Genomic DNA, 23,670 nt, shown 5'->3' with positions numbered 1-23,670 from the left:
CGATGCTTGACTTCCTCGAACTGGAGGAAACGGTCGGTCGCGCCTGGCATCGGATGGTCGGCGGCACTTCGAGCTACCCGACTCACGCCGACCACGCCGTCACGCTCGCAGAGGTGAGGAGCCGGCTCGCTGTGATGTTCCGCGCGCTTGGCGGCGAGACCGGCGTTCAGATCGCGAGCGCAGGCGCGCGCAGGGCGGGCCATCGTCTCGGCTGGCGGCAGCGCATCGGCTTGGGCGACGAGCGGCTCGAGCACCCAGGCCGCGACTCGGCAACCATCTTCCTGCCCGATCGCATCGCGATCTTTCCCGACCGGGCCCTGAACGCAACGCTGTATCGTTGGCTTGCGGCGTGGTTCGCAGCCGCGCCGATCGAGGCGATCGCGGAAACCGACCCGCTGCGGCGGGACCTTTCGATGTTGCGCCGGGCGAGCGAGACCGCGGTCTGGGTTCTCACGCAATTCCCAGGGCTCGTCGCCGATTACGCGCAGCTTGCCGCGGCCACCGCCGAGGCCCGGCCTCGTCGCCCTTTGCCGCGCGTCGAGCAAGAGATCGAGCAGATCGTCCTGGCCCTGCTCGGAACCGGAAAGGCGCCTGCAGGCAGGCTGTGGCCGGCGATGATGGGGACGGGCCCGCTGCCGGACAAGGCGCCGCCGGGTTATCGCGCGATCCTGCCGTGTCCGCTCTGGGGCGATTGCTGGACGCGTGAGCTCTCGCCCGCACATGCGGACGAAGACGAATGCGCACCGGGCGCGGCGGCCGCGGCGAAGGACGATCGCAAGCGGTTTGCCGTCCGCGAGCGCGGGGACGATGCCAATCGGCGCGATCCGTTCGTGCTGAACCGCTTCGAGAAGATCCTCGCGATGGCCGAGATGGTCAATGTCGACCGCCCGGCTGATGACAGCGAGGACGAGGATGCGCAGAAGGCAGCCAACGATCTCGAGGAGATCACGCTCAGCCGCCGCAGCGGCAAGCCGGCGAGCCGGTTCAAGTTCGATCTCGACCTGCCGCCGGAGGCCCTCGACGCCTCGCAGCTGTACGCGGACCTGACCTATCCCGAATGGGATTATCGCAGCGGCTCCTATCTGCCGGATCATTGCCGGGTGCTCGAGGCTGCGGCGTCCGAGGAAGGCGAGAGCTGGACGGCGGATGACGCGATGCGCCGACGCATTCACCAGGTGCGTCGCCGCTTCGAGGTTCTGCGTCCGCGTCACGAAATGATGCGCGCCCAGAGCGACGGACATGATATCGACCTTGACGCGCTGGTGCGCGCGCGGTGCGACCTCAGTGCCGGGAGCGGCGGTGGTCTCGACCGCATCCATGTCGCGATGCGCCCGCAAGGGCACGATCTCGCCGTCACGCTGCTGGTCGACGTCTCGCTGTCGACCGATGCCTGGGTCGACGGCTATCGCGTGCTCGACGTCGAAAAGGAAGCGCTGCTCGTGCTCGCGCACGGGCTGTCGGCTTGCGGCGACCACCATAGCATCCTGACCTTCACCTCACGTCGACGTTCCTGGGTGCGACTCGAAACCATCAAGGCGTTCGGCGAGCCAATGAGCGGGGCCGTGGAGCGCCGCATCGGGGCACTCAGGCCCGGCTATTACACGCGGATCGGCGCGGCGGTACGCCACGCCGCGGCCGAGCTCGCGCGCCAGCCGCAGCGCAAGAAGCTGCTGCTCGTCCTCACCGACGGCAAACCGAACGACGTCGATCACTATGAAGGGCGCTTTGCGGCCGAAGACACCAGGAAATCCGTGCAGGAAGCGCGCCGGCTCGGCATCGCGGTCTTCGGCGTGACGATCGACGCGGCGGCACAAACCTACTTTCCGACGCTGTTCGGACGCGGTGGCTACGCCATCGTCGGCAACATCAAGCGGTTGCCGGCAGCGCTGCCGGCGATCTACCGGCAGGTGGCGCATTGACGCTTAGAACATATAGCCTGGTGCGAACTGTTGCTCAGGAATTGGGTATATGATCGAATGGCCGGATGGATCAAAAGGCCAAGGTCGATCGCGGTAGCCGCGCGGCGATGCGCGACGTCGCGAGAGGTTGAAGCGTATGCTGGTAGCCTGCGGCGATGCCCTGATCGATTTCGTACCAACAAGAAACACTGAGGGACGCGAAGCCCTGATGCCGGCGGTCGGCGGTTCCTGCCTCAACGTCGCGATCGGCATGGCGCGGCTGGGCGCGCCGGCCGGCTTCGTCGGCGGCGTCTCGACTGACCTGTTCGGGCGGATGATCGCCGATCACGCCGCGGCCTCCAATGTCGATATCAGTCTCGCCACCCGCAGCGATCACCAGACCACGCTCGCCTTTGTCCGCATCGTCGCGGGCGAGTCGCACTACGCGTTCTACGATGCCGAGACCGCGGCGCGGAACTGGACCTACCGGCGCGGGTCCATTCCATTCGCGAGCGTCGAAGCCGTTCATGTCGGCTCGACCACGCTGGTCAACGACCAGGGTGCGGCCGAGACCAAGGCGCTGATCGCAGACGCGCGGGCGTCGTCCATGATCTCGTTCGATCCGAACTGCCGCCCGAACCTCGTCAGCGACAAGCCGGCCTATCTCGCGCGCATGGCCGAGTTCGCGGTAGGCGCCGATCTCATCAAGATGTCGGACGTCGATTTCGCCTATCTCTTCGGCGACGAGCCGTATCATCGGCGCGCCAGCGCGCTGCTCGCACAGGGCACAAGCCTCATCGTCATCACCCGCGGCAACGACGGCGCGATCGCGTGGCACGCAGGGGCAGGGCAGATCGAAGTCCCCGCGCCGAAGGTCGAGGTTGCCGACACCATTGGTGCCGGCGACAGTTTTCAGGCGGCGCTGCTCTTCGCCCTGCACAAGCAGGGCGGGCTGGTGCGCGAGAAACTGAGCAAGATCGGAGCGGACAAGCTGCGGCGCGCACTGTCCTTTGCCGCCAATTGCGCGGGCCTGACCTGCACCCGCCCGGGCGCCGATCCACCCTGGAGCCATGAGATCAATTGGAGTTGGTAATCCGCGTCACATTGGTGCGACGACCTTCTCGGCGCACTTGAGGAAGGTGCGGATCAGCGGGCTGTGCGAGTCGCGCCGCCAACATACCGCAACGTCGATGGAGTCGGTTGCGTCCCGCAGCGGCCGAAACACGATGCCCTGCGGCGCGCCGAGCTTGGCGCAGGCGGGCAGGATCGCGAGCCCTTCGCCGGCCAGCACGAGGCTCATCGCCGAATGCACGGTTTCCACCCGGCTGGCGATCGGCATCACCACCTGATGTCGCCGCAGCAACGCCGTCACCGCAGAGGAGGCGGGGTCCTGCTCCGGCCGCGGCAGCGCGATCAGCGGCCGGCCGTGCAATTTCGTCATCGGCACCGCGCCGAGGCGGGAGAGCGGCGATCGGATCGGCATCGCCAGCATGAGAGGTTGCGCGCCGACCCGCGCCACCTGGATATCGGGATGGTTGATCGCCGGCATGCACAGCGCGACCGTGACGCTGCGGTCGAGCAGCCGCGCCTCGCGCGTCGAGGCGCTGAGCTCGGCAAAATGAAGCTCGACGCCGGGAATGGAACGCCGCAACTCGGGAATCAGGCGCGGCAGTACCGCATTTGCCAGCGCGAACATGTAGCCGATCGAGATCCGCCCGCGTCGTCCGGCCGCGACCGCGCGCGCGGCTTCGACGCCGTCGGCCGCCAGGGCCAGCGCCTCGCCGGCGCGCGCCAGCAGGGCCTGGCCGGGCTCGGTCAGGTCCATGCCGCGCGTGCCGCGGCGGAACAGGGGCGCGCCGACTTCGGCCTCGAGCTTGCGGATCTGCACCGAGAGCGGCGGCTGCGCCATCCGCAGCCGCTCGGCGGCCTTGCCGACGCTGCGCGCCTCGGCGACGGCGACGAAATAGCGGAGCCGGCGAAGATCCATTGGCATACCGAAAATATATGGGCTGACGGCAAAAATCGTATTGGACGGCGAGTTAACAAGGCTGTCATTCTTGCTGTCAATGTCTTCGGGCCAATGGCGGCCCGCTTCGGAGCGCGATGTGACCATGAACGGCGATCCCTGTTGCTTGTCCGCAACCGAGCTGCGCGGCCTCATCGCCGGAAAGCGGATTTCGCCAGTCGAGATCGTCCGAGCCGTTCTCGCGCGCGCCGAGGCGCTCCAGCCGGCGCTCAACTGTTTCATCACCCTGTGCGGCGATGAGGCGATTGCAGCGGCGCGCGAAGCCGAGCGCAAGGTGATGGCCGGCGAACCGCTCGGCCTGCTGCACGGCATCCCCGTCACCGTCAAGGACATCGTCAACACCAAGGGCGTCAGAACCACCTTCGGCGCCGTTCCCTACAAGGACAATGTGCCGAACGAGGACGCCGTGGCGGTGGCGCGGCTGCGCAGCGAGGGCGCGATCCTGATCGGCAAGACCACGACGCCGGAGTTCGGCAGCAAGTGCCTGACCGACTCGCCCTTGTTCGGTCGCACCCGCAACGCGTGGGATGCGGGCCGCTCCTCCGGCGGCTCCAGCGGCGGTGCGGCGGTCGCCGTTGCCAGCGGCATCGCGCCGCTCGCGATCGCGACCGACGGCGGCGGCTCGACGCGAATTCCGGCCGCCTGCAACGGCGTGGTCGGCTTGAAGCAGAGCAACGGCGTGATCCCGCACAGCCAGGCCCTCGATGTCTTCGGCAATCAGACCTATGTCACGCCGACCACCCGCACCGTCGCCGACACCGCACTGATGATGCAGGCGATGGCCGGTGAAGATCCTTGCGATCCCTGGTCGATTGGCGTGCCCGTGCCCGATTTCGTCGGTACCGCCGCTCCACGCGGCGATCTGCGCGGGCAGAGGATCCTGTATTGCCTGACGCCGCCGGGCCGGCCGGTGTCCACTGAGGTCGCCGCCAATTTCAGAGCGAGCCTCGACCGGCTGGCAGGGCTCGGAGCCGAGCTCGAGGAGTTCTCCGGCGATGGTTTCGACGTCGAGCCGATCTGGCGCGCCATCAACCACACCGTCTGGCGCACGCGCTTCGCGAGACTGGCGGCCGAGCACAGCGACCAGCTGAGCGAGGCCTTTCTCAAGCAGCTCGCGCTCGCCACCGAAGTCAGCGGCGTCGACTACCAGGAGGCGATGTTCGCGCGCACCGCGCTGTTCCGTCGCGTGCAATCGTTGCTTGCGCGCGGGCACTTCCTGGCGATGCCGACCCTCACGCGCACCGCGCTGCCGATCGAGCAGGATCTGTTCGGCAGCATCGAGATCGATGGTCGGCACTTCGACAGCGTCCGGCCGCACTGGTTTCCCTGGACCATGCCCTTCAACATGACCGGCCATCCCGCGATCAGCCTGCCCTCGGGCTTTGCCCGCGACGGCCTGCCGATCGGGGTTCAGCTCGTCGGCCGCTTCCGCGCCGATGCGGAATTGCTGCGCGTGAGCGCATTGTTCGAGGCTTCAAGCGATCTTCTGTCCCGCTGGCCGGCTTGAGGACATGGGCATGCAGCAAGTGGCATGTGTGCAAAGGACTTGCCTCCGGCGTCCAGACATGTTGATCGTGCCGCAGGTGAGCCCTGAAGCCGAGCACGCATGAGCGTCTTTGTCCTCCGACGTCTGTTGACCTTGCTCGCGACGCTGGTCGGCGCATCGCTGATCATCTTCCTGGTGCTCGACGCGCTTCCCGGCAATGCCGCGCAGATGCTGATGGGCGCCGATGCCTCGGCGGATGCGGTTCGCGCGCTCACCGTCAAGCTCGGGCTCGACCAGCCGCTGGCGGTCCGCTATCTGCAGTGGATCAAGGGGCTGCTCGTCGGCGATCTCGGCAACTCCTATGTCTACGGCACGCCGGTCGCCAGCCTGATCGCGGAGCGGCTGGTGCTGACCATTCCGCTCGCGATCATGGCCATGACCATCACCGTGACGCTGGCGCTCTCCGCCGGCATCTACACCGCCGCCAATCACAACAAGCTCGGCGACGTCGGCGTGATGTCGCTGACCCAGGTCGGCATCGCGCTGCCGAACTTCTGGTTCGCGATCCTGCTGGTGCTGTTGTTCTCGGTGCGCCTGCAATGGCTCTCGGCGGGCGGCTTTGCCGGCTGGGAGGACGGCATCTGGCCAGGGATCAAGTCGCTGCTGCTTCCCGCAATCTCGCTCGCGGTGGTGCAGGCCGCGATCCTTGCGCGCGTCACGCGCTCGGCGGTGCTGGAGGTGCTACGCGAAGATTTCGTCCGCACAGCACGCGCAAAGGGCCTTGGCAAGCGCGAGGTGCTGTGGAGCCACGTGCTGCGCAATGCCATGATCCCCGTGATGACGGTGATGGGGCTGCAATTCGCCAATCTGCTCGCCGGCACCATCGTGATCGAGAACGTGTTCTACCTGCCGGGCCTCGGCCGGCTGATCTTCCAGTCGATCGCCAACCGCGATCTGATCGTGGTGCGCAACTGCGTGATGCTGCTCGCCGCCATGGTCGTCATCGTCAATTTCGTGGTCGACGTGCTCTACGCCTTCATCGATCCTCGCATCAAGGTGCATGACCTGTGAGCGCGCCCGTTACCATTGATGCGCCGCTCGCAGCGCGGCCGCTGCCGGCCCGCACGTTTTTCCGTCGAGCACTGCGCCATCGCAGCTTCGTGCTCGGCGCTGCGCTGAGCCTGCTGGTGCTCGCCTCCGCGCTGCTGTCGCTGGTGTGGACGCCCTGGTCTCCTTACGAGATCGACATCGCATCGAAGCTCCAGCCGCCCTCGGCGGCGCATTGGCTCGGGACCGATTCCTTCGGCCGCGACATCGTCTCGCTGCTGCTGGCCGGTGCCCGATCCACCATCATGGTCGGCGTCATCGCCGTCAGCATCGGTCTCACCTTCGGCGTCACGCTCGGCCTGATCGCTTCGGCCCGGCGCGGCTGGACGGAAGAGATCATCATGCGCTTCTCCGATTTTACCTTCGCCTTTCCGGCCGTGCTCTCGGCGATCATGCTCGCCGCGGTGGCAGGGCCTGGCATGGTGACCTCGATCATCGCGATCGGTATCTTCCAGATCCCGACACTGACGCGGCTGACGCGCGGCTCGGCCAATGCGATCTGGGCGCGCGAATTCGTGCTGGCCGCGCGCGCGGCGGGCAAGGGGCGCTTTCGCATCACCATCGAGCACGTGCTGCCCAACATCCTGTCGATCCTGATCGTGCAGGTCACCATCCAGTTCGCGCTCGCCATCCTCGCCGAAGCCGCGCTGTCCTATCTCGGTCTCGGCACGCAGCCGCCGCAGCCGTCCTGGGGGCGGATGCTGAACGATGCGCAGACGCTGCTGTTCCAGTCGCCGATGCTCGCCGTCTATCCGGGTGCGGCGATCGCGATCGCGGTGCTGGGCCTCAATCTGCTCGGGGATGGGCTGCGCGACCTGCTCGATCCCAGACTGGCGCGGGAGCGATAGTGATGGGCGAGCGCTCCAACATGCCGCTGATCGAAGTCAGCGATCTCGGCGTCCGTCTCAACACCAGCCGCGGGCCGGCGCAGGCGGTGCGCGGTGTCAGCTTCTCCCTCGATCGCGGCGAGACGCTCGGGCTCGTCGGCGAATCCGGTTGCGGCAAGTCGGTCACCGCGCTGTCGTTGATGGGCCTGCTGCCGGACAGTGCGGCCGTCACCGGCAGCATCAAGCTGGATGGCAAGGAGCTCGTCGGGCTTTCGGACGCCGATTATTGCCGGCTGCGCGGCAACCGCATCAGCATGATCTTCCAGGAGCCGATGACCGCGCTCAACCCGATGCACACGATCGGCCATCAGGTCGCCGAGCCGCTGCGCCGTCACAAGAAATATTCGGCGGCGCAGGCGCGGCGCGAGGCGATCGCCTTGCTCGACCGCGTCGGGCTGCCCGATCCCGCACGGCGCGTCGATGCCTATCCGCACCAGTTCTCCGGCGGCCAGCGCCAGCGCATCACGATCGCCATGGCGCTCGCCTGTGAGCCCGACCTGTTGATCGCGGACGAGCCGACCACCGCACTCGACGTCACCATCCAGGGCCAGATCCTCGACCTCCTCGCCGATCTCGTGGAGGAGCGCGGCATGTCGATAATCCTGATCTCGCATGATCTCGGCGTCATCGCCGAGAACGTGCAGCGCATGATGGTGATGTATGGCGGCACCGTCGTCGAGAGCGGGCCGACCGACGAGGTGTTCCGCCGCATGGGACATCCCTACACGCAGGGCCTGTTTCGCGCGCGTCCGAAGCTCGGCGCACGCAAGGGGACGCGGCTGAAGACCATCTCTGGCACGGTGCCGGAGCTTGCCGATTTGCCGCCCGGCTGCACCTTCTCCGATCGGTGTCCGCTCGTGATCGATCAGTGCCGCGCGGCGTTGCCGCCGATGGTGGACGTCGGCCCCGGCCACCTCGTGCGCTGCATCAGGACGGATGTGTCGATGGCAGAGCGCGTCGGGGCGCTGACCGCATGACCGCCGCAGCGGAGCCGCTTCTCGACGTGAAGGATCTGGTGCAGCGTTACACGCTGCCGCGTGAAAGCCTGTTCCGGCCGCCGGGACAGGTGCGTGCGCTCAACGGTGTGAGCGTGCGGGTCGCCGCCGGCAAGAGCCTCGGGGTCGTCGGCGAATCCGGATCGGGCAAGTCGACTTTCGCGCGGCTGGTGATGGCGCTGGAGCGGCCGACGTCAGGGGAGGTCGCGCTGCTCGGCCGCAATCTCAACCGCATCTCCGCCGACGAGCTCCGCCGCGCAAGGCGCGATTTCCAGATGGTGTTCCAGGACCCCTATGGCTCGCTCGATCCGCGCCAGACCATCGCGCGCATCGTCGCCGAGCCGCTGACCGTGCTCGAAGGCGCCGACCGCACCACGTTCCGCGACCGCGTCGCCGCGGTTCTGCGGCAGGTTGGCTTGCGCGACGCGGACATGGATAAGTATCCGCACGAATTCTCCGGTGGCCAGCGCCAGCGCATTGCGATTGCGCGTGCGCTGATCACCCAGCCGAAGCTGATCGTCGCCGACGAGCCGGTCTCCGCGCTCGACGTCTCCGTGCAGGCGCAGGTGCTGAATCTGATGCAGGACCTCCAGGAACAGTTCGGCCTCAGCTACATCCTGATCAGCCACGACCTCGCCGTCGTCGACTATCTCTGCGACGAGGTCGCGGTGATGTATCTCGGCCGGATCGTCGAGCAGGGGCGGCCGGAAGACCTGTTCGAGCGCTGCGCCCATCCCTATACGCGGGCACTCCTGGATGCCGTGCCGCGGGCGCGCCCCATCGGGGGCCGGCGGCGGCGCGGAGCGCAGGCGATCGCCTCGCAATCGGCGGCGGCGACCGGCTGCCCCTATGTCGCGCGTTGTCCGCTCGCCGACCAGCATTGCCGCGAGGTTCTGCCTGAGTTACGCAAGGTCGGTGAGGGGCACCTTGCCGCCTGCCACAAGGCGGAGGCCGTGATGGCGTTGCCGCAGGCGGCCATGGAAGGTTAGTGTTCGCAGCAGGATTGGCGTAGGCTTAAGAACAGAGCAGGCCGGGGAGTTACGCATGTTCAGGAAACTGTCGATCGTCGCATTTGCCCTCACACTTGCCGCAGCGCCTTTGCCGGTGCTGGCGCAGGGCAAGAAGGACAGCGTCGTCATGGCAATGGCGCTGGAGCCGCCGGGGCTCGATCCCACCAATGCCGCTGCGGCTGCGATCGCCGAGGTCACGCTCTACAACATCTACGAGACGCTGACCAAGATCAACGAGGACGGCTCGGTCTCGCCGCTGCTGGCCGAGAGCTGGACCGCTTCGCCCGACCTGAAGGCCTATACGTTCAAGCTGCGCAAGGGCGTCAAATTCCACAATGGCGAGCCGTTCAACTCCGCCGCGGTGAAGTTCTCGTTCGAGCGCAACGCCGCGCCGACCAGCACCAACAAGGACAAGAGCCTGTTCCAGGCCTTCGAGAAGGTCGATGCACCCGACGCCGACACGGTCGTGATCACCATGAAATATGGCGAGCCGAACCTGCCGTTCCTGCTCGGGCAGGCGAGCGGCTCGATCGTGGAGCCGAAGAGCGCGGCCACCAACGTCACGCAGCCGGTCGGCACCGGGCCCTACCAGCTCGGCGCCTGGGCCAAGGGCTCCTCGATCACGCTGACCAAATGGGCCGACTACCGCAACGCCGTCGCGATCAAGCTGTCCAAGGTGACGATCCGCTTCATCTCCGAACCGGCGGCGCAGACCGCGGCGCTGCTCTCGGGCGACGTCGACGCGTTCCCGCGCGTCTCGGCGCAGCGGACGATCGCGCAGTTCAAGGCCGATCCCCGCTTCAACGTCATGGTCGGCGGCTCCCGGGCCAAGACCATCGTCGGCATCAACCACAAGAAGAAGCCGCTCGACGACGTCCGTGTTCGCCGTGCCATCCTCGCCGCGATCGACCGCAAGGCGATCATCGAGGGCGCCGTCGATGGTTTCGGCACGCCGATCGGCAGCTTCTACGTCCCGGGCGCGCTCGGCTTTGTCGACACCACCGGCATCAATCCCTACGACCCCGAGAAGGCCAGGAAGCTGCTCGCCGAGGCCGGCGTCACCACCCCGCTCGAGCTCTCGCTCAAGCTGCCGCCGCCGTCCTATGCGCGGCAGGGCGGCGAGATCGTCGCAGCCCAGCTCGCCAAGGTCGGCATCGTCGCCAAGATCGAGAACGTCGAATGGGCGCAGTGGCTGTCGCAGGTGTTCGCGCCCAACGGTCCGCACAATTTCGATCTCACCATCGTCAGCCACGTCGAGCCGTTCGACCTCGTCAAGATCACCGAGCCGGACTACTACCTCGGCTACAACAACGAGAAGTTCAACGCGCTCTACAAGCAGATCGTCTCGACGCCGGACGAGGCGGCACGCGCCAAGCTGCTCGGCGACGCGCAGCGCATGCTCGCGACCGACGCCGTCTCCGCCTATCTCTACCAGCCGCAGCTGATCACCATCACCAACAAGAAGCTGAAGGGCGTCTGGAAGGACGTACCGCAATACGAGAACGATTTCTCGACGTGGTATTGGGAGTAGGGGGCGGCGTCCGTTGCTGTGCCCTCTTCGCAAGTGGGAGAGGGCAGCTCCAAACAAAAAATGAAAAAACAACCCCATGCACAGTAGCCGAGCGTAGTCATTTCAACGGCTTGCGCGTTGCGCAGTTCAAGGCCAAGGCGATGCGCTGAGACGTTGACCCGTCGGGCAAAACACTGGCATGATGTCACCCTCGCGGCCTCATGGTCAGGGACGTGCCGTCAGGCGAGGCAGCCGTGAAGAACCATCCCGCCGCGATGCCGGCATCGGCGTGGCGCCCGTCAGCGCCGAGGTGCCGGCCACACTGAAATTCGACCATGCAACGATGAGCGATATCGCCCAGGCCTTGGCCAGCGGGCAGGTCAATGCGACGGCGCTGGCCAAAGGTTACCTCGCGCGCATCGAGGCCTACGCCTATGAGCAGGCCTCCGACATGCGCAAGGTGCCGCCCGGCTTGCGCGCGTTAGAGCCCAACCTGCTCTCCTCGCGTGCTTGCCGACAAGCACGCGCGCTCCGTAGGGACGCACAAAAAAGTTCGGATGTCTGCTCTCGGGGGAGAGACCGGGCACACGGCTCCGCCCCCGGAATGTCGCCTTGTGGACCCGGAGCGGAACTCAGAGCCGAATTGGATTGACGCCAATGGGCGGTCGAGATCAGGTGTTCGGCCAGCCATCCGGCCCTACGTCCTTAGCTTTTTCCTCGGCCAGGAGTCGTAACAGCGTCTGATGCCGTGCTTCATCGCGTGACGGGTCACCGTCACTGATGGCGATGAGCTTCTCATAACGTCTGATGTTTTCGTGGTTTACGTAGTTCTGCATTGCGCCCTCCGTCGGTTGAGCAGCCTGGCGCGCTGAGGCTAACACCAGCTACCCATTGCGCACGCGATGCAAGGCTTATTTTTGGGCGAATGAGAAGATGCCTCAGCGGGGCCGTCCCATAATTGAAGCCCTCGCGGGCGACGACCGCTGGGTCAAGAACATGATCGACGGCTTGGCGGGCACCCTTGGAGACGTGCGCACTGAAGCTTGCGCTCGGAGCAAAGGCGGGGGGGCCCGAACGTTATGCGAGGCGCTATTCGCATCACTTTTTTAGTCGCGTCTGCGCGAGCGCTGACCGCCGGTATTCGGAAGCACGGCATCGGTGCGCGGCAAGCAGGATCATCCAGGGTTGCTCGACGCGGCTTCGGCGTCGATAGCTGCAACAAGCTCGGGCGCAAGGTGAGCGGACAGACGTTGAATGATGTCGAGCAACTGCAGGATTTCCTGCTCACGCAGGGCGTCAACCTTGTTGTGCAACAATTCGATTTCGAGCTCGGCTTTCACATTTATTCGATAGTCGTGCTCCGCATGTCTGCGGTCAATCTCGGATTGACGATTCTGGCTCATCATGATGATGGGCGCCGCATATGCTGCCTGGAAAGAAAGGACCAGGTTCAGCAAGATGAAGGGATAAGGGTCCCAATGATTGATGAATGCTATCATGTTCAGAGCGATCCAGATGCCAAGTAGTACGCTCTGGATGATGATGAAGCGCCAGGAGCCAACCGTTTCGGCTACCCGGTCAGCCAGCATCGCTCCCGGCGTCAAGGCAGGTCTGGGTATGTTGCGCGCCGGCTTTTGCGCACGAAGTTCTTGCAACCGCTGCTGGTCCTCAACACTCAGGTGTATTCTGTGGCTTTGTTCGCGGTTCATTTGCATCCCCGACAATGAGAGATCTGGGCGAGTGAGCGCCCCCTCGTTCCTCCCCGCTCCAGTTGACAGTCATATCAGGGCCAGTCCGTGACGATGTCGCTTATTGGCCCGTGGCTGCTCTTCTCAGAAGGCTGCGGGGCAGCTTTTCGGGACGCGCGCCGAACAGGCGCTCATGCCAAAACAGAAAGCAAGTGACGCCAAGCCCTTAGCCAACGCTGCAGCCGCTCCGGCCGATGTCGCCTTTTGCACGCCAAGAGTCCTCCTTCTGTCGCCACAAGGGTATTGAACGTTTGAAACCGTCATGCGTTAGTCGGCAAATGACGGCCGGATACACTATCCGGTATGACGATGCGGTCGCGGAGACGGTTCTTGCTCAAGCTGTACAGGTGGCCGTCCGACGACTGGCACGGCATCGGCGCGGAAATGCCCTCGGAAATCATCTGGGCCGATCTCTTGAACGCGACTGACGAGGAAAAGCAGTTCGTCGAACGGCTGCTCGGGATACGTGTTCCGTCCGAGGAATCCCTCAGCGAGATCGAGGCGTCGAGCCGCCTGATCTTCGACCACGGCACGCTCTATCTCAGCTCGCCGGCGGTTCGGCTCACCGAGGACAACGAGGCCGAGATCACGCCGGTGGGATTCGTCATCGGCCCGCGCGTGCTGGTGACGGTGCGCTTTGCAGAGCTGCCGATCTTCGACGACATCGGCAAGCGTATCGGCTCCGACGCCAGCCTGGAGAACGGCATGTGCGTGTTCGCCAGCCTGCTCGAGGCCATGATCGATCGCGGTGCCGATGTCCTGGAGCATCTCGGCACCAGGGTCGATCAGCTTTCGCGGGGTGTTTTCAAGGGAGGGCTCGTACGCACCCAACGTGCGGTGCGCTCCAGCCGCAGGATGCGCGAGGCCCTGGAGAATGTTGGCGAGCTGGCGGACCGGCTCGCCAAGGCGCGCGATGTTCTGCTTGGGGTGGGGCGCATCGCCTCGTTTGCCGGTGATGTCGGCAGCGAGTGGGTCACGGCTTCGTCGAAGAAGCGCCTCGAGGCCGTGTCAAAGGACGTCGTCTCGCTCAGCGACTACGAGACGCGACTGTCCGACAAGATCCAGCTGCTGCTCGACGCCGTGCTCGGCTTCATCAGCATCCAGCAGAACGAGCTGTTCAAGATCCTGACGATCGTTTCCGTCGTCGGCGTGCCGCCCACCATCATGGTCGGCATCTGGGGCATGAACTTCAAGCACATGCCGGAGCTGGACTGGACGTTCGGCTACCCGCTGGCGTGGCTCGCAGTCATCGCCAGCGGCCTGCTGCCGCTGATCTGGTTCAAGCGGCGCGGCTGGTTCGATTGAGAGGCGGCGCACCGTTCGTGAACGTTGCGCCGCTTCTACATCAGGCTGCTTCCGCCGCGACGTTGCCGATCCAGTCGCGGGCCAGCGTCACGTCGGCCTGCGACAATTGATGGCCTGCGGGCAGGACCTTGTGGGTCACGCGCGCTCCCGCTTGCGACAGCAGCGCCGCGAGCCGGGCCGAATTGCTCGCCGGCACGATCGGATCCGCCTGCCCGGAGAGCAGCAGAACAGGCTTGCCCGCAAGGTCGGCGTTCGGCGGATCCGACAGCGGCACCATGGCGCGCAGCAGGATCGCGCCCGCAAGCGCCTCCGGCTTCAGCAGCAACAGCGCCGCCGCGATATTGGCACCGTTGGAGAAACCGACCGCGATCGGCGCCGCGAGGCCGTATTGCTTGCGTGCCTCCGCGACGAAGTCGCCGAGCTCGTGCGCGCGACGGCGGACGTCGTCCTCGTCGAACACGCCCTCGGCGAGGCGGCGGAAGAAGCGCGGCATGCCGTGCTCGAGCACGCGGCCGCGCGGCGAGAGCAGGGCGGCGCCGGGCGAGATCATCTTGCCGAGCCCGAGCAGGTCGTTCTCGTCGCCGCCGGTGCCGTGCAGCAGCAGCAGCGGGGGTGAGCCCGCATCGCGTGCGGGCTCGAAACGATGAATGAATGCACTTGCGGTCATGACACGCTCTCCTCCAGGCTCGGCAACACGTCCTCGATCTGCTTGCGATGCTGTTCGAGGAAGCTCGGCAGCTTCAGCTCACGCCCCAGCGTCGCGACGGGCTCGTCGACGGCGAAGCCGGGGATGTCGGTCGCGATCTCGAACAGCACGCCGCCGGGCTCGCGGAAGTAGATCGACCGGAAGTAGTTGCGGTCGCGCTGCTCGGTCGGGTGCAGGCCGTGATTGCTGACGAGCTTCTGCGCCATCTTGCCCTGTTCGGCATCGTCAGCCGCGCGGAAGGCGATGTGATGCACCGAGCCGCCGCCTTGGTGCCCGCGCAAGAAGCCCTTGGCCTCGTAGATATCGACGACGCTGCCTTCGGCATCGCCTGAAGCCTTGAAGCGGATTACCGAGCCTTCGCGTCCGGTCTCCTTGAAGCCGAACACGTCGGTGAGGACGGCGGCCGTCTTCGCCGCGCTGTCCAGCAGCAAGGTCACGCCGTGGAAGCCTCGGATCGCGTGTTCGGCCGGCACGTCGCCGTTGCTCCAGCCGGGCTCGTTCTCGGCGCCGGGGATGCCGACCAGCGCCAGCGCCATGCCATCCGGGTCAGTGAACGGCAGCACGGACTCGCCGAAGCGCTTCTCCAGCGCCTCGTACGCGATGCCCTTCTCGGTGAAACGCTGCGTCCAGTAGCCGAGCGAGCGCTGCGGCACGCGGAAGGCGGTCTGATGGGTCTCGCCGACGCCGCGGCGTCCGGCCGGGACGCCCGCCCAGGGGAAGAAGGTCAGGATGGTGCCGGGCCGGCCGGTCTCGTCGCCATAGTAGAAGTGATAGGTGCCGGGATCGTCGAAATTGACCGTCTTCTTGACGAAGCGCAGGCCGAGATCCCGGGTGTAGAAGCCGAAATTCCTGATGGGATCGCCGGCGATCGCGGTGACATGGTGCAGTCCAGACATTGTCGTCCTCCAAGATTCGGGGAGCGGTCTTGCTCTGGGCGGAAATATTGTTCCGCTTTGGATTGGAGACAATCCATGCAATTATGACGGCTATGTCTACGATTTGGAAACAATCACCGGGGCGGGCCCTTGGATAAGCTCGGCAGCCTCCGGGCTTTCGTGAAGGTGGTCGAAAGCGGGAGCTTTGCCGAGGCCGGCCGGCAGCTGCGGCTGTCGCGCTCGGCGATCAGCAAATACATCGCCGACCTCGAGGAGAGCCTCGGAGTCCAGCTGTTGAACCGGACCACGCGGCACGCCAGCCCGACCGAGAACGGCCAGCGCTATTTCGAACGCGCGGTCGTGATCCTCTCGGAGATCGAGGCCGCGGACCAGGCGGTGACGCAGGCGCAGTCGGCGCCGCGCGGCCTGTTGCGGGTCAACGCGCCGATGTCGTTCGGCACGATGCGGCTCGGGCCGGCGCTCGCCGATTTCATGGCGCGCTATGGCGAGCTTCAGCTCCAGATCGTGCTCAGCGACGATCTGCTCGATCCCGTGCAGGACGGCTTCGACGTCACGCTGCGCATCGCGGAGCTGGAATCCTCCAGCCTGATCGCGCGCAAGATCATGCCGGTGGCGCGCATGGTCTGCGCTTCGCCGGACTATCTCGCGCGCCACGGCACGCCAAGACATCCGCAGGATCTGCGCGGGCACACCTCGCTGACCTACGGCTTCCTGCTCACCGGCAACCAGTGGAAGCTCTCAGGCAGCGATGGCGATCACTGGATCCAGCCGGCCTGGTCGCTCTGCGTCAACAATGCCGAGGTGCTGCGCGACGTCGCGATCAAGGGCAGGGGGCTCGCACTGCTCCCCGAGTTCATCGCCGCAGATGCCGTGCGGAAAGGCGAATTGCGCGTCGTGCTCCAGGACTATTCCGCGCCGCCGCTCGCGCTGTACGCAGTCTATCCGCCGACGCGGCATCTGTCGGTGAAGGTGCGGCTGTTCATCGATTTTCTGGTGGAGCGGTTTGGCCGCGAGGACGAGACAGGTGTGCGGACGCGCTGAGACCTGGGGCCAGGAGCGGACGATAGCTCAAGGGTGATAGGATTGCGGTCCGGCACGGACCAAATACCGTGGGGTCCCAATGCGCCGCCTGAGAAAGCGACGTCTGCCGATGAGGCGGCTCGGGCACGTTGGCTTTGCAGAGGCAAGCAGGGCGGCCTTGGATTGACCAAAGTATCCTTGGAGCTCGGATCTCCGGCAGTCCGGCGCTGGGAGGCTGGGCCGCCCCGCTTTTCGTGAAGGCTTAGGGTGTGGCCGGCGCTGGGCTCAGCTTGGTGTTGATGCTCGTGAATACACCACTCAATGCCGTGCCGGTGTTCTTGACGGCAGCAATGATAGCGAGCGCAATGCCCGCAGCGATCAGGCCATATTCGATAGCCGTAGCGCCGCTTTCGTCAGCCAGGAACCTCTTGAACGTATGCAAGCTATTCTCCTTATGGTTGTTTTATTAGCGTGTAACAATTGGTTGTAACAACTTGTTTCTACTCGTGAAGGAATTAAGGAGGCTTGAATCCGAACCGTTAATTTGAGTCCAACTCGAATGTTTCACACGGTTGCTGGAAGCCGCGCGAGCAGGGTTGCGGCCGTCTGCTGCGCAAGATCGTATGTCGGGAACGGCCGTCTTCAGTCTGCCCGGTGAGCCGATGGTCGAAGGGAGCTCGAGGCGGAAGCCGACGCTTTCGACCCGGCCACGCTGTGCCTCAAGCCGACGAGGAGGCCGCCCAGGCGAGCGGTCGTGCTATCCTAGCGCCGCAGCGTGAACTCGTTCGCACCGCGCCGGTGCTCCCATTTCGCCTGCTCCAGCTCGGGACGGTCGCATTCGATCTCCGGATAGCCGATGCAGAGATAAGCGATGAATTTCCAGGAGCCGGGCACGTCGAGAATGGCGTGGATCCGATCCGGGCTCAAGATCGACACCCACCCGAGACCGATGCCCTCGGCGCGCGCGGCGAGCCACATCGCGGTGATCGCGGAGACCACGGAATATTCGGTTGTCTCCGGCATGGTCGCGCGACCGAGGCCGTGGCCGATGTCGCTGGCCTTGTCCGCGAACACGGCGAGGTGACCAGGGGCCTGTTCGAGACCCGAGAGTTTCAGCGTGGCATAGCGCGCGGCGCGCTCGCCGACATAGGCGTTCAGCGCGTCGGCGTTACACGATCTGAAATCGTCGATCACGGCGCGGCGCCGCGCGTCGTCGTCGACGGTGACGAAGCGCCAGGGCTGGCTGAGGCCGACCGAAGGCGAGAGGCAGGCCGTCTCGATCAGGCGATCGATGGCGCCGGCCGGCAATGGGTCGCTGCGAAAGCGGCGCACGTCGCGGCGCCATACGAACAGCTCGCGCAAGTGCCGGCGGAAGGCGTCGTCGAACTCGACCATGACGTCAATGTCCCAACGGGAAGGAGGCGGCTACCAGCAGGATCAGGATCTCGCCAGTCTGCTCGAACGCCCCGAGGATGTCGCCGGTCTGCCCGCCGATCTGCCGGATGGCAAGCCGCGCCAGCATCAGGCCGGCGAGCGACAGCAGGACCAGGCCGACCAGCGCCTTGCCCGGCCCCAACGCCAGGGCAAGTGCGAGCGTTCCAACAGCGAAGGCAATGGCGACGCTGCGGCCCGGCGGCGATCCGGCGCCGGCCGACAACCCATCAGTCCGCGCCGGCGCGACCAGTGACATGAAGGCCGGCACGCCGGCGCGGGCAGCAGTGTGCGCAGCGCACAGCGCGAGCGTGACGGCCCATGGATCGGCGAGCGCCGCAAGGGCGCTCCAGCGCAGTCCAAACGACAGGATCAGTGCGCAGACGCCATAGGTCCCGATCCGGCTGTCGCGCATGATCTCGAGCTTGCGCTCGCGCGTCCGGCCGCCGCCGAGTCCGTCCGCAGTGTCGGCAAGTCCGTCCTCGTGCAGCGCGCCGGTGATGAGGGCGGTCGTGGCCAGCACGAGCAGGGCGGCAAGGCTCGGTGTCAGTCCGAAGCGAATGGAGATCTTGTAGATCAACGCGCCCGCAAGGCCGACCAGCAATCCCGCGACGGGCAGCGCCCAGGTCGCGCGCGCGATCGCGCCGTCCCCGGCGGGCTTCGGCGATGCGACGGGCAGGATCGTCACGAACGACGCTGCGATCCTGAGATCGGCGACGACGTCTCGCAAGAGCTCGGCGCGCGGAATCATTTCAGCTTCATCGGCAGGCCGGCGACGACGAACTCGACCTCGTCGGCGACATCGGCAAGGATCTGATTCATGATCCCGGCGGCGTCGCGGAAGCTTCGCGCCAGCGCGTTGTCGGGCACGATGCCGAGGCCGACTTCGTTGGTCACAAGGACGACGGGGCTGTTGAGGCGGGGAAGGGCGCCGGCGAGCTCTCTCACGTCTCGCTCCCAGTCGCGCGCCGCATGCATCAGGTTGGAGAGCCACAGCGTCAGGCAGTCCACGAGCCTCGCGCCCCCGCCATCGGTTGCGAGCAGTGCCGGCACGAGATCGAGCGGGACCTCGCGCTCGATCCAATCGGTTCCGCGCCGTGCGCGATGTCTTGCGATGCGTTGCTCCATTTCACCATCGAGCGCCTCGGCGGTTGCGATGTAGACGGGCTGGCCGGGAAAGCTGCGCGCGCGCGCTTCCGCCCGGGTGCTCTTGCCCGATCGCGCTCCGCCGGTGATCAAGATGACGGCCATGAAGGTCTCCTGTCGCCAGCACTAATCATCAAACGCGCCCAAAGACAAAGCCGAAATCAGGCGTCGAGGGACTTGCGCTCGGCCGCCGTCTTGCGCAACAGGGGGCGGAGCGAGACGGGAGATTTGCGTGGATTTTGCGGGGGCCATGGCAGTGGCGATGGCGGTGGATGCCCTTCTTGGCTGGCCGTCTTCGCTGTTCGTGCGGATCGGCCATCCCGTCACCTGGCTGGGCTGGCTGATTGCCGCGATCGACTCCGCCTGGAATCGCGCGTCCGATCCGCCGTCGTTGCGCCGCGCTGCCGGCGTTGCCGGCGCGCTCGCGGTGATCGCGCTTTCGGTCGCGCTCGGTTGGGGGCTTCAATCCTTGATTCCCTCAGGCTGGATTCAGATCATGCTGGTGGGCATCCTGGCTTGGCCCCTGGTCGCGCTGCGCTCGTTGCATGATCATGTGGCCGCTGTCGCAGCCCCGTTGCGGGATGGCGACATCGCCGCTGCACGCGACGCGGTGTCCCGCATCGTCGGCCGCGATCCAGCTGCGCTCGATGAAGCCGGCATCGCACGCGCGACGATCGAGAGCCTCGCGGAGAACGCCTCCGATGGCATCGTAGCGCCGGTGTTCTGGGGCGCGCTGTTCGGCTTGCCCGGAATCCTCGGCTATAAGGCCATCAACACGCTGGATTCCATGATCGGCCATCGCAGCGAACGGCATGAAGCGTTCGGCTGGGCGGCGGCGCGCATCGACGATGTCGCCAATTTCATTCCGGCACGGGTGACTGGATTTCTCTTCGTGCTGCTGGCGCCGCACCGGTCGGAGGCGCTGTCGTGCATGACGCGGGATGCGCGCCGTCATCGCTCGCCCAATGCCGGCTGGCCGGAAGCGGCCATGGCTGGCGGGCTCGGTGTGCGGCTCAGCGGCCCCCGTATCTATCACGGCAGCGTCACGAATGAGCCCTGGCTGAACGAAGGTGCGCGCGATCCGCGCGCCTCCGACATCGACGAGGCACTGACGCTGTACCGTCGCGCCATGCTGCTGCTCGCCGGCCTGCTTGCGGTCCTGGCTTTCGCGTGAAACAACGGGGCATGCGCGAGCACGGTGGAAATCTGGATCAGGCCCAGCAGCGTTTTGGTGGACGCGCGGAGGACTGGATCGATCTGTCGACCGGAATCAACCGGCTGCCTTATCCGGTGGGTGAGGTGAGCTTGCATGCGTGGAGCGCGTTGCCGTCGCGTGCCGAGATCGAGACGCTGCATCGGGCTGCGCAGCAGGCCTATCGCACGCGTGCACCGGTCGTTGCGATGAGTGGCGCGCAGGCCGCCATTCAATTGCTGCCGCAACTGGTGCCGCCCGGTCGCGCCCGCATCCTCGCGCCGACCTACAACGAATATGCAGGGGTGCTGTCGGCTGCAGGCTGGGACGTCCGGGAGGTCGCGGAGCTTGACGCGCTGGCGGGCGCGGATCTCGCCGTCGTCGTCAATCCCAACAATCCCGACGGCCGGCATCATATGCCAAGGGATCTGCTGGCGCTGCTGCCGCGCGTCGGCCGGCTCGTCGTCGACGAGAGCTTTGCGGATGCCGTTCCGCAATTGTCGCTCGCGCCGGAAGCGGATCGGCCGGGACTTTTGATATTGCGCTCCTTCGGAAAGTTCTATGGCCTTGCCGGCCTGCGCCTCGGCTTCGCGATCGGCAATGCCCTCGACATCGCCAGGCTCGCGGCGATGTCGGGTCCATGGCCGGTCTCGGGAGCGGCGATCGCGATCGGCTGTCGCGCCTTGCGCGATCAGGCCTGGGCCGAGGCCACGTCCGCGCGGCTTGCGCGCGACTGCGGCCGCCTCGACGACATGGCGCGAGCGCAAGGCTGGCGGCTCGTTGGCGGCACGCCGCTGTTTCGCTCGTACGAAACGCCTGACGCGCGTACTGAACAGGAGAAGCTCGCGCGTCGCCAAATCTGGTCGCGCGTCTTTGCGCAGAAGCCGGCATGGCTGCGGCTCGGGCTTCCCGGCAGCGAAACCGAATGGGCGCGCGTTGCGGAGGTCCTAGCGCGCTAGCGCGAGCAGGCCGTCGACGTCGAGATGGGTTTCGATGTGGTCGGCGAGCGCGTCGAGCGCGCTTTCGACCCTGGCGCGATAGGGCTCGTCGCCTGCGGGAATGTCGAGCGCTGCGAGATAAGCCTTGCGGAAATCATCCGACGTGAACAGGCCATGCAGATAGCTGCCTTGCACGCGGCCATCCTGCGAGATCGCGCCTTCCGGCTCGCCATTCAGTTTCGCGAACGGGCGGGCGCGATCGGGGCCGTCGGTGCGGCCGATATGGATTTCGTAGGCTTCGATCGGCTGCCCCGTGGCGGCATGCACGGCCGCAACCCGCGTCAGCGTCTTCTGCGGGCTCATCACCGTCTTCATGTCCAGAAGTCCGAGGCCCGGTGTCTCGCCCGCAGGACCCTCGATCCCGTCGGGGTCGGCGACGCTGAGCCCGAGCATCTGGTAGCCGCCGCAGAGGCCGAGCACATGGCCGCCCCTTCGGTGGTGCGCGAGAAGATCGATGTCCCAGCCCTGCGCGCGCAAAAAGGCGAGATCGCCGCGGGTGGATTTCGAGCCCGGGATGATGACGAGCTTGACATCACCGGGAATGGCTTCGCCCGGACGCACCATGAGGAGATCAACGCCCGGCTCGAGCTTGAGCGGATCGAGATCGTCGAAATTGGCAATGCGCGACAGCGCGAGGCAGGCGATCTTGCATCGGCCCGGCTTTCGCGCGTCACTCAGGCCCAGCGCATCCTCGGCTGGCAGTTCGCCGGCACGCGCGAACCAGGGCAGCACACCGAAGCCGCGCCAGGCTGTCTTGTCTTCGATCAGCCTGTAGCCGTCGTCGAACAACGTGGGATCGCCGCGGAACTTGTTGATGACAAATCCACGGATCATCGCGGCATCGTCGGGGTCGATTACCGTCTTGATGCCGACGAGTTGCGCGATCACGCCGCCGCGGTCGATGTCGCCGACCAGCACGACCGGCACGTCCGCCTTGCGTGCAAAGCCCATATTGGCGATGTCGGCCTTGCGCAGGTTCACCTCGGCCGGGCTGCCGGCGCCTTCCACCAGAACGAGATCGGCGCGCGCCTTCAGCCGCTCGAAGCTCTCCAGCACCGCGCCCATCAATGACGGTTTCATCGCCGCGTAGTCGCGCGCGCGCGCCGTGGCGATGCGCTTGCCGTGAACGATGACCTGCGCGCCGACATCGGTCTCGGGCTTGAGCAGCACCGGGTTCATGTCGGTATGCGGCTCGACGCCGGCGGCTAGCGCCTGGAGCGCCTGGGCGCGGCCGATCTCGCCGCCATCGACGGTGACGGCGGCGTTGTTCGACATGTTCTGCGGCTTGAACGGCAGCACGCGCAGGCCGCGCCGCGTGAAGGCACGCGCAAGGCCGGCGACGATGAGCGACTTGCCCACGTCCGAGCCGGCTCCCTGGATCATCAATGCGCGCGTCATCGCCGAAGAGACTCAGAACTCGACGCCGGCTTGCGCCTTGATGCCGGAGCGGAACGGGTGCTTCACCAGCGTCATCTCGGTGACGAGGTCGGCGATCTCGATCAGCTCGTCCTTGGCGTTGCGGCCGGTGAGCACGACATGCGTCATCGGCGGCTTCTGCGTGGTCAGGAAGTCGACCACCTCAGTGATGTCGAGATAATCGTAGCGCAGCGCGATGTTGATCTCGTCGAGCACGACCATGCGCAAGCTCTCATCGAGGATCAGTTCCTTGGCCTTCTCCCAGCCGGCGCGCGCTGCGGCGATGTCGCGGGCGCGGTCCTGCGTTTCCCAGGTGAAGCCTTCGCCCATCGCGTGGAACTGGCAGAGCTCGCTGAAATGGCCGGTGAGCAGGCGGCGCTCGCCGGTGTCCCAGGCACCCTTGATGAACTGCACGACCGCGCAGGGGAGTCCATGGGCGACGCAGCGGACGATCATGCCGAAGGCCGAGGAGGATTTTCCCTTGCCGGCGCCGGTGTGGACGATGACTAGGCCCTTTTCGCCGCTCTTGGTCGCCATGATCTTGTCGCGGGCGGCTTTCTTCTTCGCCATTTTCTGGGCGTGCCGGGCGTCGGTTTCCTCGCCCGTTCGGGTGTCCGGTTCAGGCGTCATCGTACCAGTCCTTCGGCTTGACAAGTGGCAGCCACGGGCAAATGGTGGCCCGGCGTTGGTTCCTGTCCTATGACAGGCGAAGAGGGAATGCGATAGGGTCCGAATCGGCAGGATTTGGGTCCAAAATGCAGCCGCCCCCGCGACCGTGACCGGAGAGATGCCCGAAGCCACTGATTCCCGCGGGAATCGGGAAGGCGGGGATCGAAGGGCAAAGCCCTGCTCCGCAAGCCGGGAGACCTGCCAGCGCGAAGAGTTTTGGACCG

Annotated in this window: 23 protein-coding genes and 1 riboswitch; of the genes, 12 read left to right on the top strand and 11 right to left on the bottom strand. The window is 66.0% G+C overall.

Features of this window, described 5'->3' with window-relative positions; all coding sequences use genetic code 11:
- Positions 1-2 precede the first annotated feature (2 nt).
- Together ACM42_RS01215 and ACM42_RS01210 are read left to right on the top strand one after the other, a co-directional pair.
- Complete coding sequence (locus ACM42_RS01215) at positions 3-1,919, top strand: nitric oxide reductase activation protein NorD (RefSeq protein WP_271526305.1); 1,917 nt, start codon at positions 3-5, stop codon at positions 1,917-1,919.
- A 136-nt stretch (positions 1,920-2,055) separates the two neighbouring features.
- Positions 2,056-2,991 carry a carbohydrate kinase family protein gene (locus ACM42_RS01210; RefSeq protein WP_271526304.1) on the top strand — a complete coding sequence of 312 codons (936 nt, stop codon included), beginning with the start codon at positions 2,056-2,058 and terminating at the stop codon, positions 2,989-2,991.
- 6 nt (positions 2,992-2,997) lie between these two features.
- Here the strand turns inward: ACM42_RS01210 and ACM42_RS01205 are convergent, their stop codons facing one another.
- On the bottom strand, positions 2,998-3,885 hold the full coding sequence (locus ACM42_RS01205; protein WP_271526303.1) for a LysR family transcriptional regulator: 888 nt from the start codon (positions 3,883-3,885) through the stop codon (positions 2,998-3,000).
- 124 nt (positions 3,886-4,009) lie between these two features.
- Here ACM42_RS01205 and ACM42_RS01200 point away from each other — a divergent pair, with 124 nt between their 5' ends.
- The 6 genes from ACM42_RS01200 to ACM42_RS01175 all read left to right on the top strand — a co-directional run bounded on the left by ACM42_RS01200 (position 4,010) and on the right by ACM42_RS01175 (position 10,940).
- Positions 4,010-5,431 carry an amidase gene (locus tag ACM42_RS01200; RefSeq protein ID WP_271526302.1) on the top strand — a complete coding sequence of 474 codons (1,422 nt, stop codon included), beginning with the start codon at positions 4,010-4,012 and terminating at the stop codon, positions 5,429-5,431.
- A 99-nt stretch (positions 5,432-5,530) separates the two neighbouring features.
- The gene (locus ACM42_RS01195; RefSeq protein WP_271526301.1) at positions 5,531-6,481 is read left to right on the top strand and encodes an ABC transporter permease; all 951 of its coding nucleotides are present in this window, start codon (positions 5,531-5,533) and stop codon (positions 6,479-6,481) included.
- On the top strand, positions 6,478-7,365 hold the full coding sequence (locus ACM42_RS01190) for an ABC transporter permease (RefSeq protein WP_271526300.1): 888 nt from the start codon (positions 6,478-6,480) through the stop codon (positions 7,363-7,365). Before ACM42_RS01195 ends, ACM42_RS01190 begins: the two co-directional genes overlap by 4 nt.
- A gap of 2 nt (positions 7,366-7,367) precedes the next feature.
- Positions 7,368-8,381, top strand: coding sequence for an ABC transporter ATP-binding protein (locus tag ACM42_RS01185; RefSeq protein WP_271526299.1), 1,014 nt, complete (start codon positions 7,368-7,370; stop codon positions 8,379-8,381).
- Positions 8,378-9,388, top strand: a complete 1,011-nt coding sequence (locus tag ACM42_RS01180) for an ABC transporter ATP-binding protein (RefSeq protein ID WP_271526298.1) — start codon at positions 8,378-8,380, stop codon at positions 9,386-9,388. The genes ACM42_RS01185 and ACM42_RS01180 overlap by 4 nt, the downstream gene beginning before the upstream one ends.
- A 55-nt stretch (positions 9,389-9,443) precedes the next feature.
- The gene (locus ACM42_RS01175) at positions 9,444-10,940 is read left to right on the top strand and encodes an ABC transporter substrate-binding protein (protein WP_271526297.1); all 1,497 of its coding nucleotides are present in this window, start codon (positions 9,444-9,446) and stop codon (positions 10,938-10,940) included.
- Between the two features lie 650 nt (positions 10,941-11,590).
- Here ACM42_RS01175 and ACM42_RS01170 read toward each other — a convergent pair.
- Both ACM42_RS01170 and ACM42_RS01165 read right to left on the bottom strand, forming a co-directional pair.
- Positions 11,591-11,755, bottom strand: coding sequence for a hypothetical protein (locus tag ACM42_RS01170; RefSeq protein WP_271526296.1), 165 nt, complete (start codon positions 11,753-11,755; stop codon positions 11,591-11,593).
- 339 nt (positions 11,756-12,094) lie between these two features.
- Complete coding sequence (locus tag ACM42_RS01165) at positions 12,095-12,628, bottom strand: DUF1003 domain-containing protein (protein ID WP_271526295.1); 534 nt, start codon at positions 12,626-12,628, stop codon at positions 12,095-12,097.
- Positions 12,629-12,997: 369 nt separating this feature from the next.
- On the opposite strand from ACM42_RS01165, the gene ACM42_RS01160 reads away from it, so the two are divergent.
- Positions 12,998-13,972: a magnesium transporter CorA family protein gene (locus ACM42_RS01160; protein WP_271526294.1), complete on the top strand. Its 975-nt coding sequence runs from the start codon at positions 12,998-13,000 to the stop codon at positions 13,970-13,972.
- Positions 13,973-14,012: 40 nt separating this feature from the next.
- Here ACM42_RS01160 and ACM42_RS01155 read toward each other — a convergent pair whose 3' ends face one another.
- Positions 14,013-14,639 (bottom strand): alpha/beta hydrolase, encoded by a 627-nt coding sequence (locus ACM42_RS01155; RefSeq protein WP_271526293.1) that lies wholly within the window; start codon positions 14,637-14,639, stop codon positions 14,013-14,015.
- Complete coding sequence (locus ACM42_RS01150; RefSeq protein WP_271526292.1) at positions 14,636-15,574, bottom strand: ring-cleaving dioxygenase; 939 nt, start codon at positions 15,572-15,574, stop codon at positions 14,636-14,638. Before ACM42_RS01150 ends, ACM42_RS01155 begins: the two co-directional genes overlap by 4 nt.
- Positions 15,575-15,703: 129 nt before the next feature.
- Here ACM42_RS01150 and ACM42_RS01145 point away from each other — a divergent pair, with 129 nt between their 5' ends.
- On the top strand, positions 15,704-16,615 hold the full coding sequence (locus tag ACM42_RS01145) for a LysR family transcriptional regulator (RefSeq protein ID WP_271526291.1): 912 nt from the start codon (positions 15,704-15,706) through the stop codon (positions 16,613-16,615).
- Positions 16,616-16,856: 241 nt separating this feature from the next.
- Here ACM42_RS01145 and ACM42_RS01140 read toward each other — a convergent pair whose 3' ends face one another.
- From ACM42_RS01140 to cobU, 4 genes are all read right to left on the bottom strand, one after another.
- The gene (locus ACM42_RS01140) at positions 16,857-17,036 is read right to left on the bottom strand and encodes a Flp family type IVb pilin (RefSeq protein WP_271526290.1); all 180 of its coding nucleotides are present in this window, start codon (positions 17,034-17,036) and stop codon (positions 16,857-16,859) included.
- Between the two features lie 320 nt (positions 17,037-17,356).
- A complete protein-coding gene (gene bluB / locus ACM42_RS01135) occupies positions 17,357-17,989 on the bottom strand; it encodes a 5,6-dimethylbenzimidazole synthase (protein ID WP_271526289.1) in 633 nt (210 codons plus the stop codon).
- A gap of 4 nt (positions 17,990-17,993) precedes the next feature.
- A complete protein-coding gene (gene cobS, locus ACM42_RS01130; protein ID WP_271526288.1) occupies positions 17,994-18,776 on the bottom strand; it encodes an adenosylcobinamide-GDP ribazoletransferase in 783 nt (260 codons plus the stop codon).
- Positions 18,773-19,276: a bifunctional adenosylcobinamide kinase/adenosylcobinamide-phosphate guanylyltransferase gene (cobU, locus tag ACM42_RS01125; RefSeq protein ID WP_271526287.1), complete on the bottom strand. Its 504-nt coding sequence runs from the start codon at positions 19,274-19,276 to the stop codon at positions 18,773-18,775. The genes cobS and cobU overlap by 4 nt, the downstream gene beginning before the upstream one ends.
- 127 nt (positions 19,277-19,403) lie before the next feature.
- Here cobU and cbiB point away from each other — a divergent pair, with 127 nt between their 5' ends.
- Both cbiB and cobD read left to right on the top strand, forming a co-directional pair.
- A complete protein-coding gene (gene cbiB, locus ACM42_RS01120) occupies positions 19,404-20,345 on the top strand; it encodes an adenosylcobinamide-phosphate synthase CbiB (protein ID WP_271526286.1) in 942 nt (313 codons plus the stop codon).
- Between the two features lie 11 nt (positions 20,346-20,356).
- Complete coding sequence (cobD, locus tag ACM42_RS01115; RefSeq protein ID WP_271526285.1) at positions 20,357-21,322, top strand: threonine-phosphate decarboxylase CobD; 966 nt, start codon at positions 20,357-20,359, stop codon at positions 21,320-21,322.
- Here the strand turns inward: cobD and ACM42_RS01110 are convergent.
- Both ACM42_RS01110 and cobO read right to left on the bottom strand, forming a co-directional pair.
- Complete coding sequence (locus tag ACM42_RS01110) at positions 21,311-22,759, bottom strand: cobyric acid synthase (RefSeq protein WP_271526284.1); 1,449 nt, start codon at positions 22,757-22,759, stop codon at positions 21,311-21,313. The two genes, cobD and ACM42_RS01110, sit on opposite strands and share 12 nt — an antisense overlap.
- Before the next feature lie 12 nt (positions 22,760-22,771).
- Positions 22,772-23,407: a cob(I)yrinic acid a,c-diamide adenosyltransferase gene (gene cobO / locus ACM42_RS01105; RefSeq protein WP_271526283.1), complete on the bottom strand. Its 636-nt coding sequence runs from the start codon at positions 23,405-23,407 to the stop codon at positions 22,772-22,774.
- 39 nt (positions 23,408-23,446) lie between these two features.
- Positions 23,447-23,666: riboswitch (cobalamin riboswitch) on the top strand.
- Positions 23,667-23,670 lie beyond the last annotated feature (4 nt).

The organism is Bradyrhizobium sp. CCBAU 25338, assembly GCF_028128965.1.
In the GTDB taxonomy this organism is placed as follows: domain Bacteria; phylum Pseudomonadota; class Alphaproteobacteria; order Rhizobiales; family Xanthobacteraceae; genus Bradyrhizobium; species Bradyrhizobium liaoningense.
This window is presented reverse-complemented; position numbering and strand designations above follow the sequence as displayed.

Bases quoted from the DNA above. Each gene is read 5' to 3' on its own strand.
- ACM42_RS01215 (WP_271526305.1), top strand. From the start codon at position 3: ATGCTTGACTTCCTCGAACTGGAGGAAACGGTCGGTCGCGCCTGGCAT.
- ACM42_RS01210 (WP_271526304.1), top strand. From the start codon at position 2,056: ATGCTGGTAGCCTGCGGCGATGCCCTGATCGATTTCGTACCAACAAGA.
- ACM42_RS01205 (WP_271526303.1), bottom strand. From the start codon at position 3,885: ATGGATCTTCGCCGGCTCCGCTATTTCGTCGCCGTCGCCGAGGCGCGC.
- ACM42_RS01200 (WP_271526302.1), top strand. From the start codon at position 4,010: ATGAACGGCGATCCCTGTTGCTTGTCCGCAACCGAGCTGCGCGGCCTC.
- ACM42_RS01195 (WP_271526301.1), top strand. From the start codon at position 5,531: ATGAGCGTCTTTGTCCTCCGACGTCTGTTGACCTTGCTCGCGACGCTG.
- ACM42_RS01185 (WP_271526299.1), top strand. From the start codon at position 7,368: ATGGGCGAGCGCTCCAACATGCCGCTGATCGAAGTCAGCGATCTCGGC.
- ACM42_RS01180 (WP_271526298.1), top strand. From the start codon at position 8,378: ATGACCGCCGCAGCGGAGCCGCTTCTCGACGTGAAGGATCTGGTGCAG.
- ACM42_RS01175 (WP_271526297.1), top strand. From the start codon at position 9,444: ATGTTCAGGAAACTGTCGATCGTCGCATTTGCCCTCACACTTGCCGCA.
- ACM42_RS01170 (WP_271526296.1), bottom strand. From the start codon at position 11,755: ATGCAGAACTACGTAAACCACGAAAACATCAGACGTTATGAGAAGCTC.
- ACM42_RS01165 (WP_271526295.1), bottom strand. From the start codon at position 12,628: ATGAACCGCGAACAAAGCCACAGAATACACCTGAGTGTTGAGGACCAG.
- ACM42_RS01155 (WP_271526293.1), bottom strand. From the start codon at position 14,639: ATGACCGCAAGTGCATTCATTCATCGTTTCGAGCCCGCACGCGATGCG.
- ACM42_RS01150 (WP_271526292.1), bottom strand. From the start codon at position 15,574: ATGTCTGGACTGCACCATGTCACCGCGATCGCCGGCGATCCCATCAGG.
- bluB (WP_271526289.1), bottom strand. From the start codon at position 17,989: ATGGTCGAGTTCGACGACGCCTTCCGCCGGCACTTGCGCGAGCTGTTC.
- cobS (WP_271526288.1), bottom strand. From the start codon at position 18,776: ATGATTCCGCGCGCCGAGCTCTTGCGAGACGTCGTCGCCGATCTCAGG.
- cobU (WP_271526287.1), bottom strand. From the start codon at position 19,276: ATGGCCGTCATCTTGATCACCGGCGGAGCGCGATCGGGCAAGAGCACC.
- cobD (WP_271526285.1), top strand. From the start codon at position 20,357: ATGCGCGAGCACGGTGGAAATCTGGATCAGGCCCAGCAGCGTTTTGGT.
- ACM42_RS01110 (WP_271526284.1), bottom strand. From the start codon at position 22,759: ATGACGCGCGCATTGATGATCCAGGGAGCCGGCTCGGACGTGGGCAAG.
- cobO (WP_271526283.1), bottom strand. From the start codon at position 23,407: ATGACGCCTGAACCGGACACCCGAACGGGCGAGGAAACCGACGCCCGG.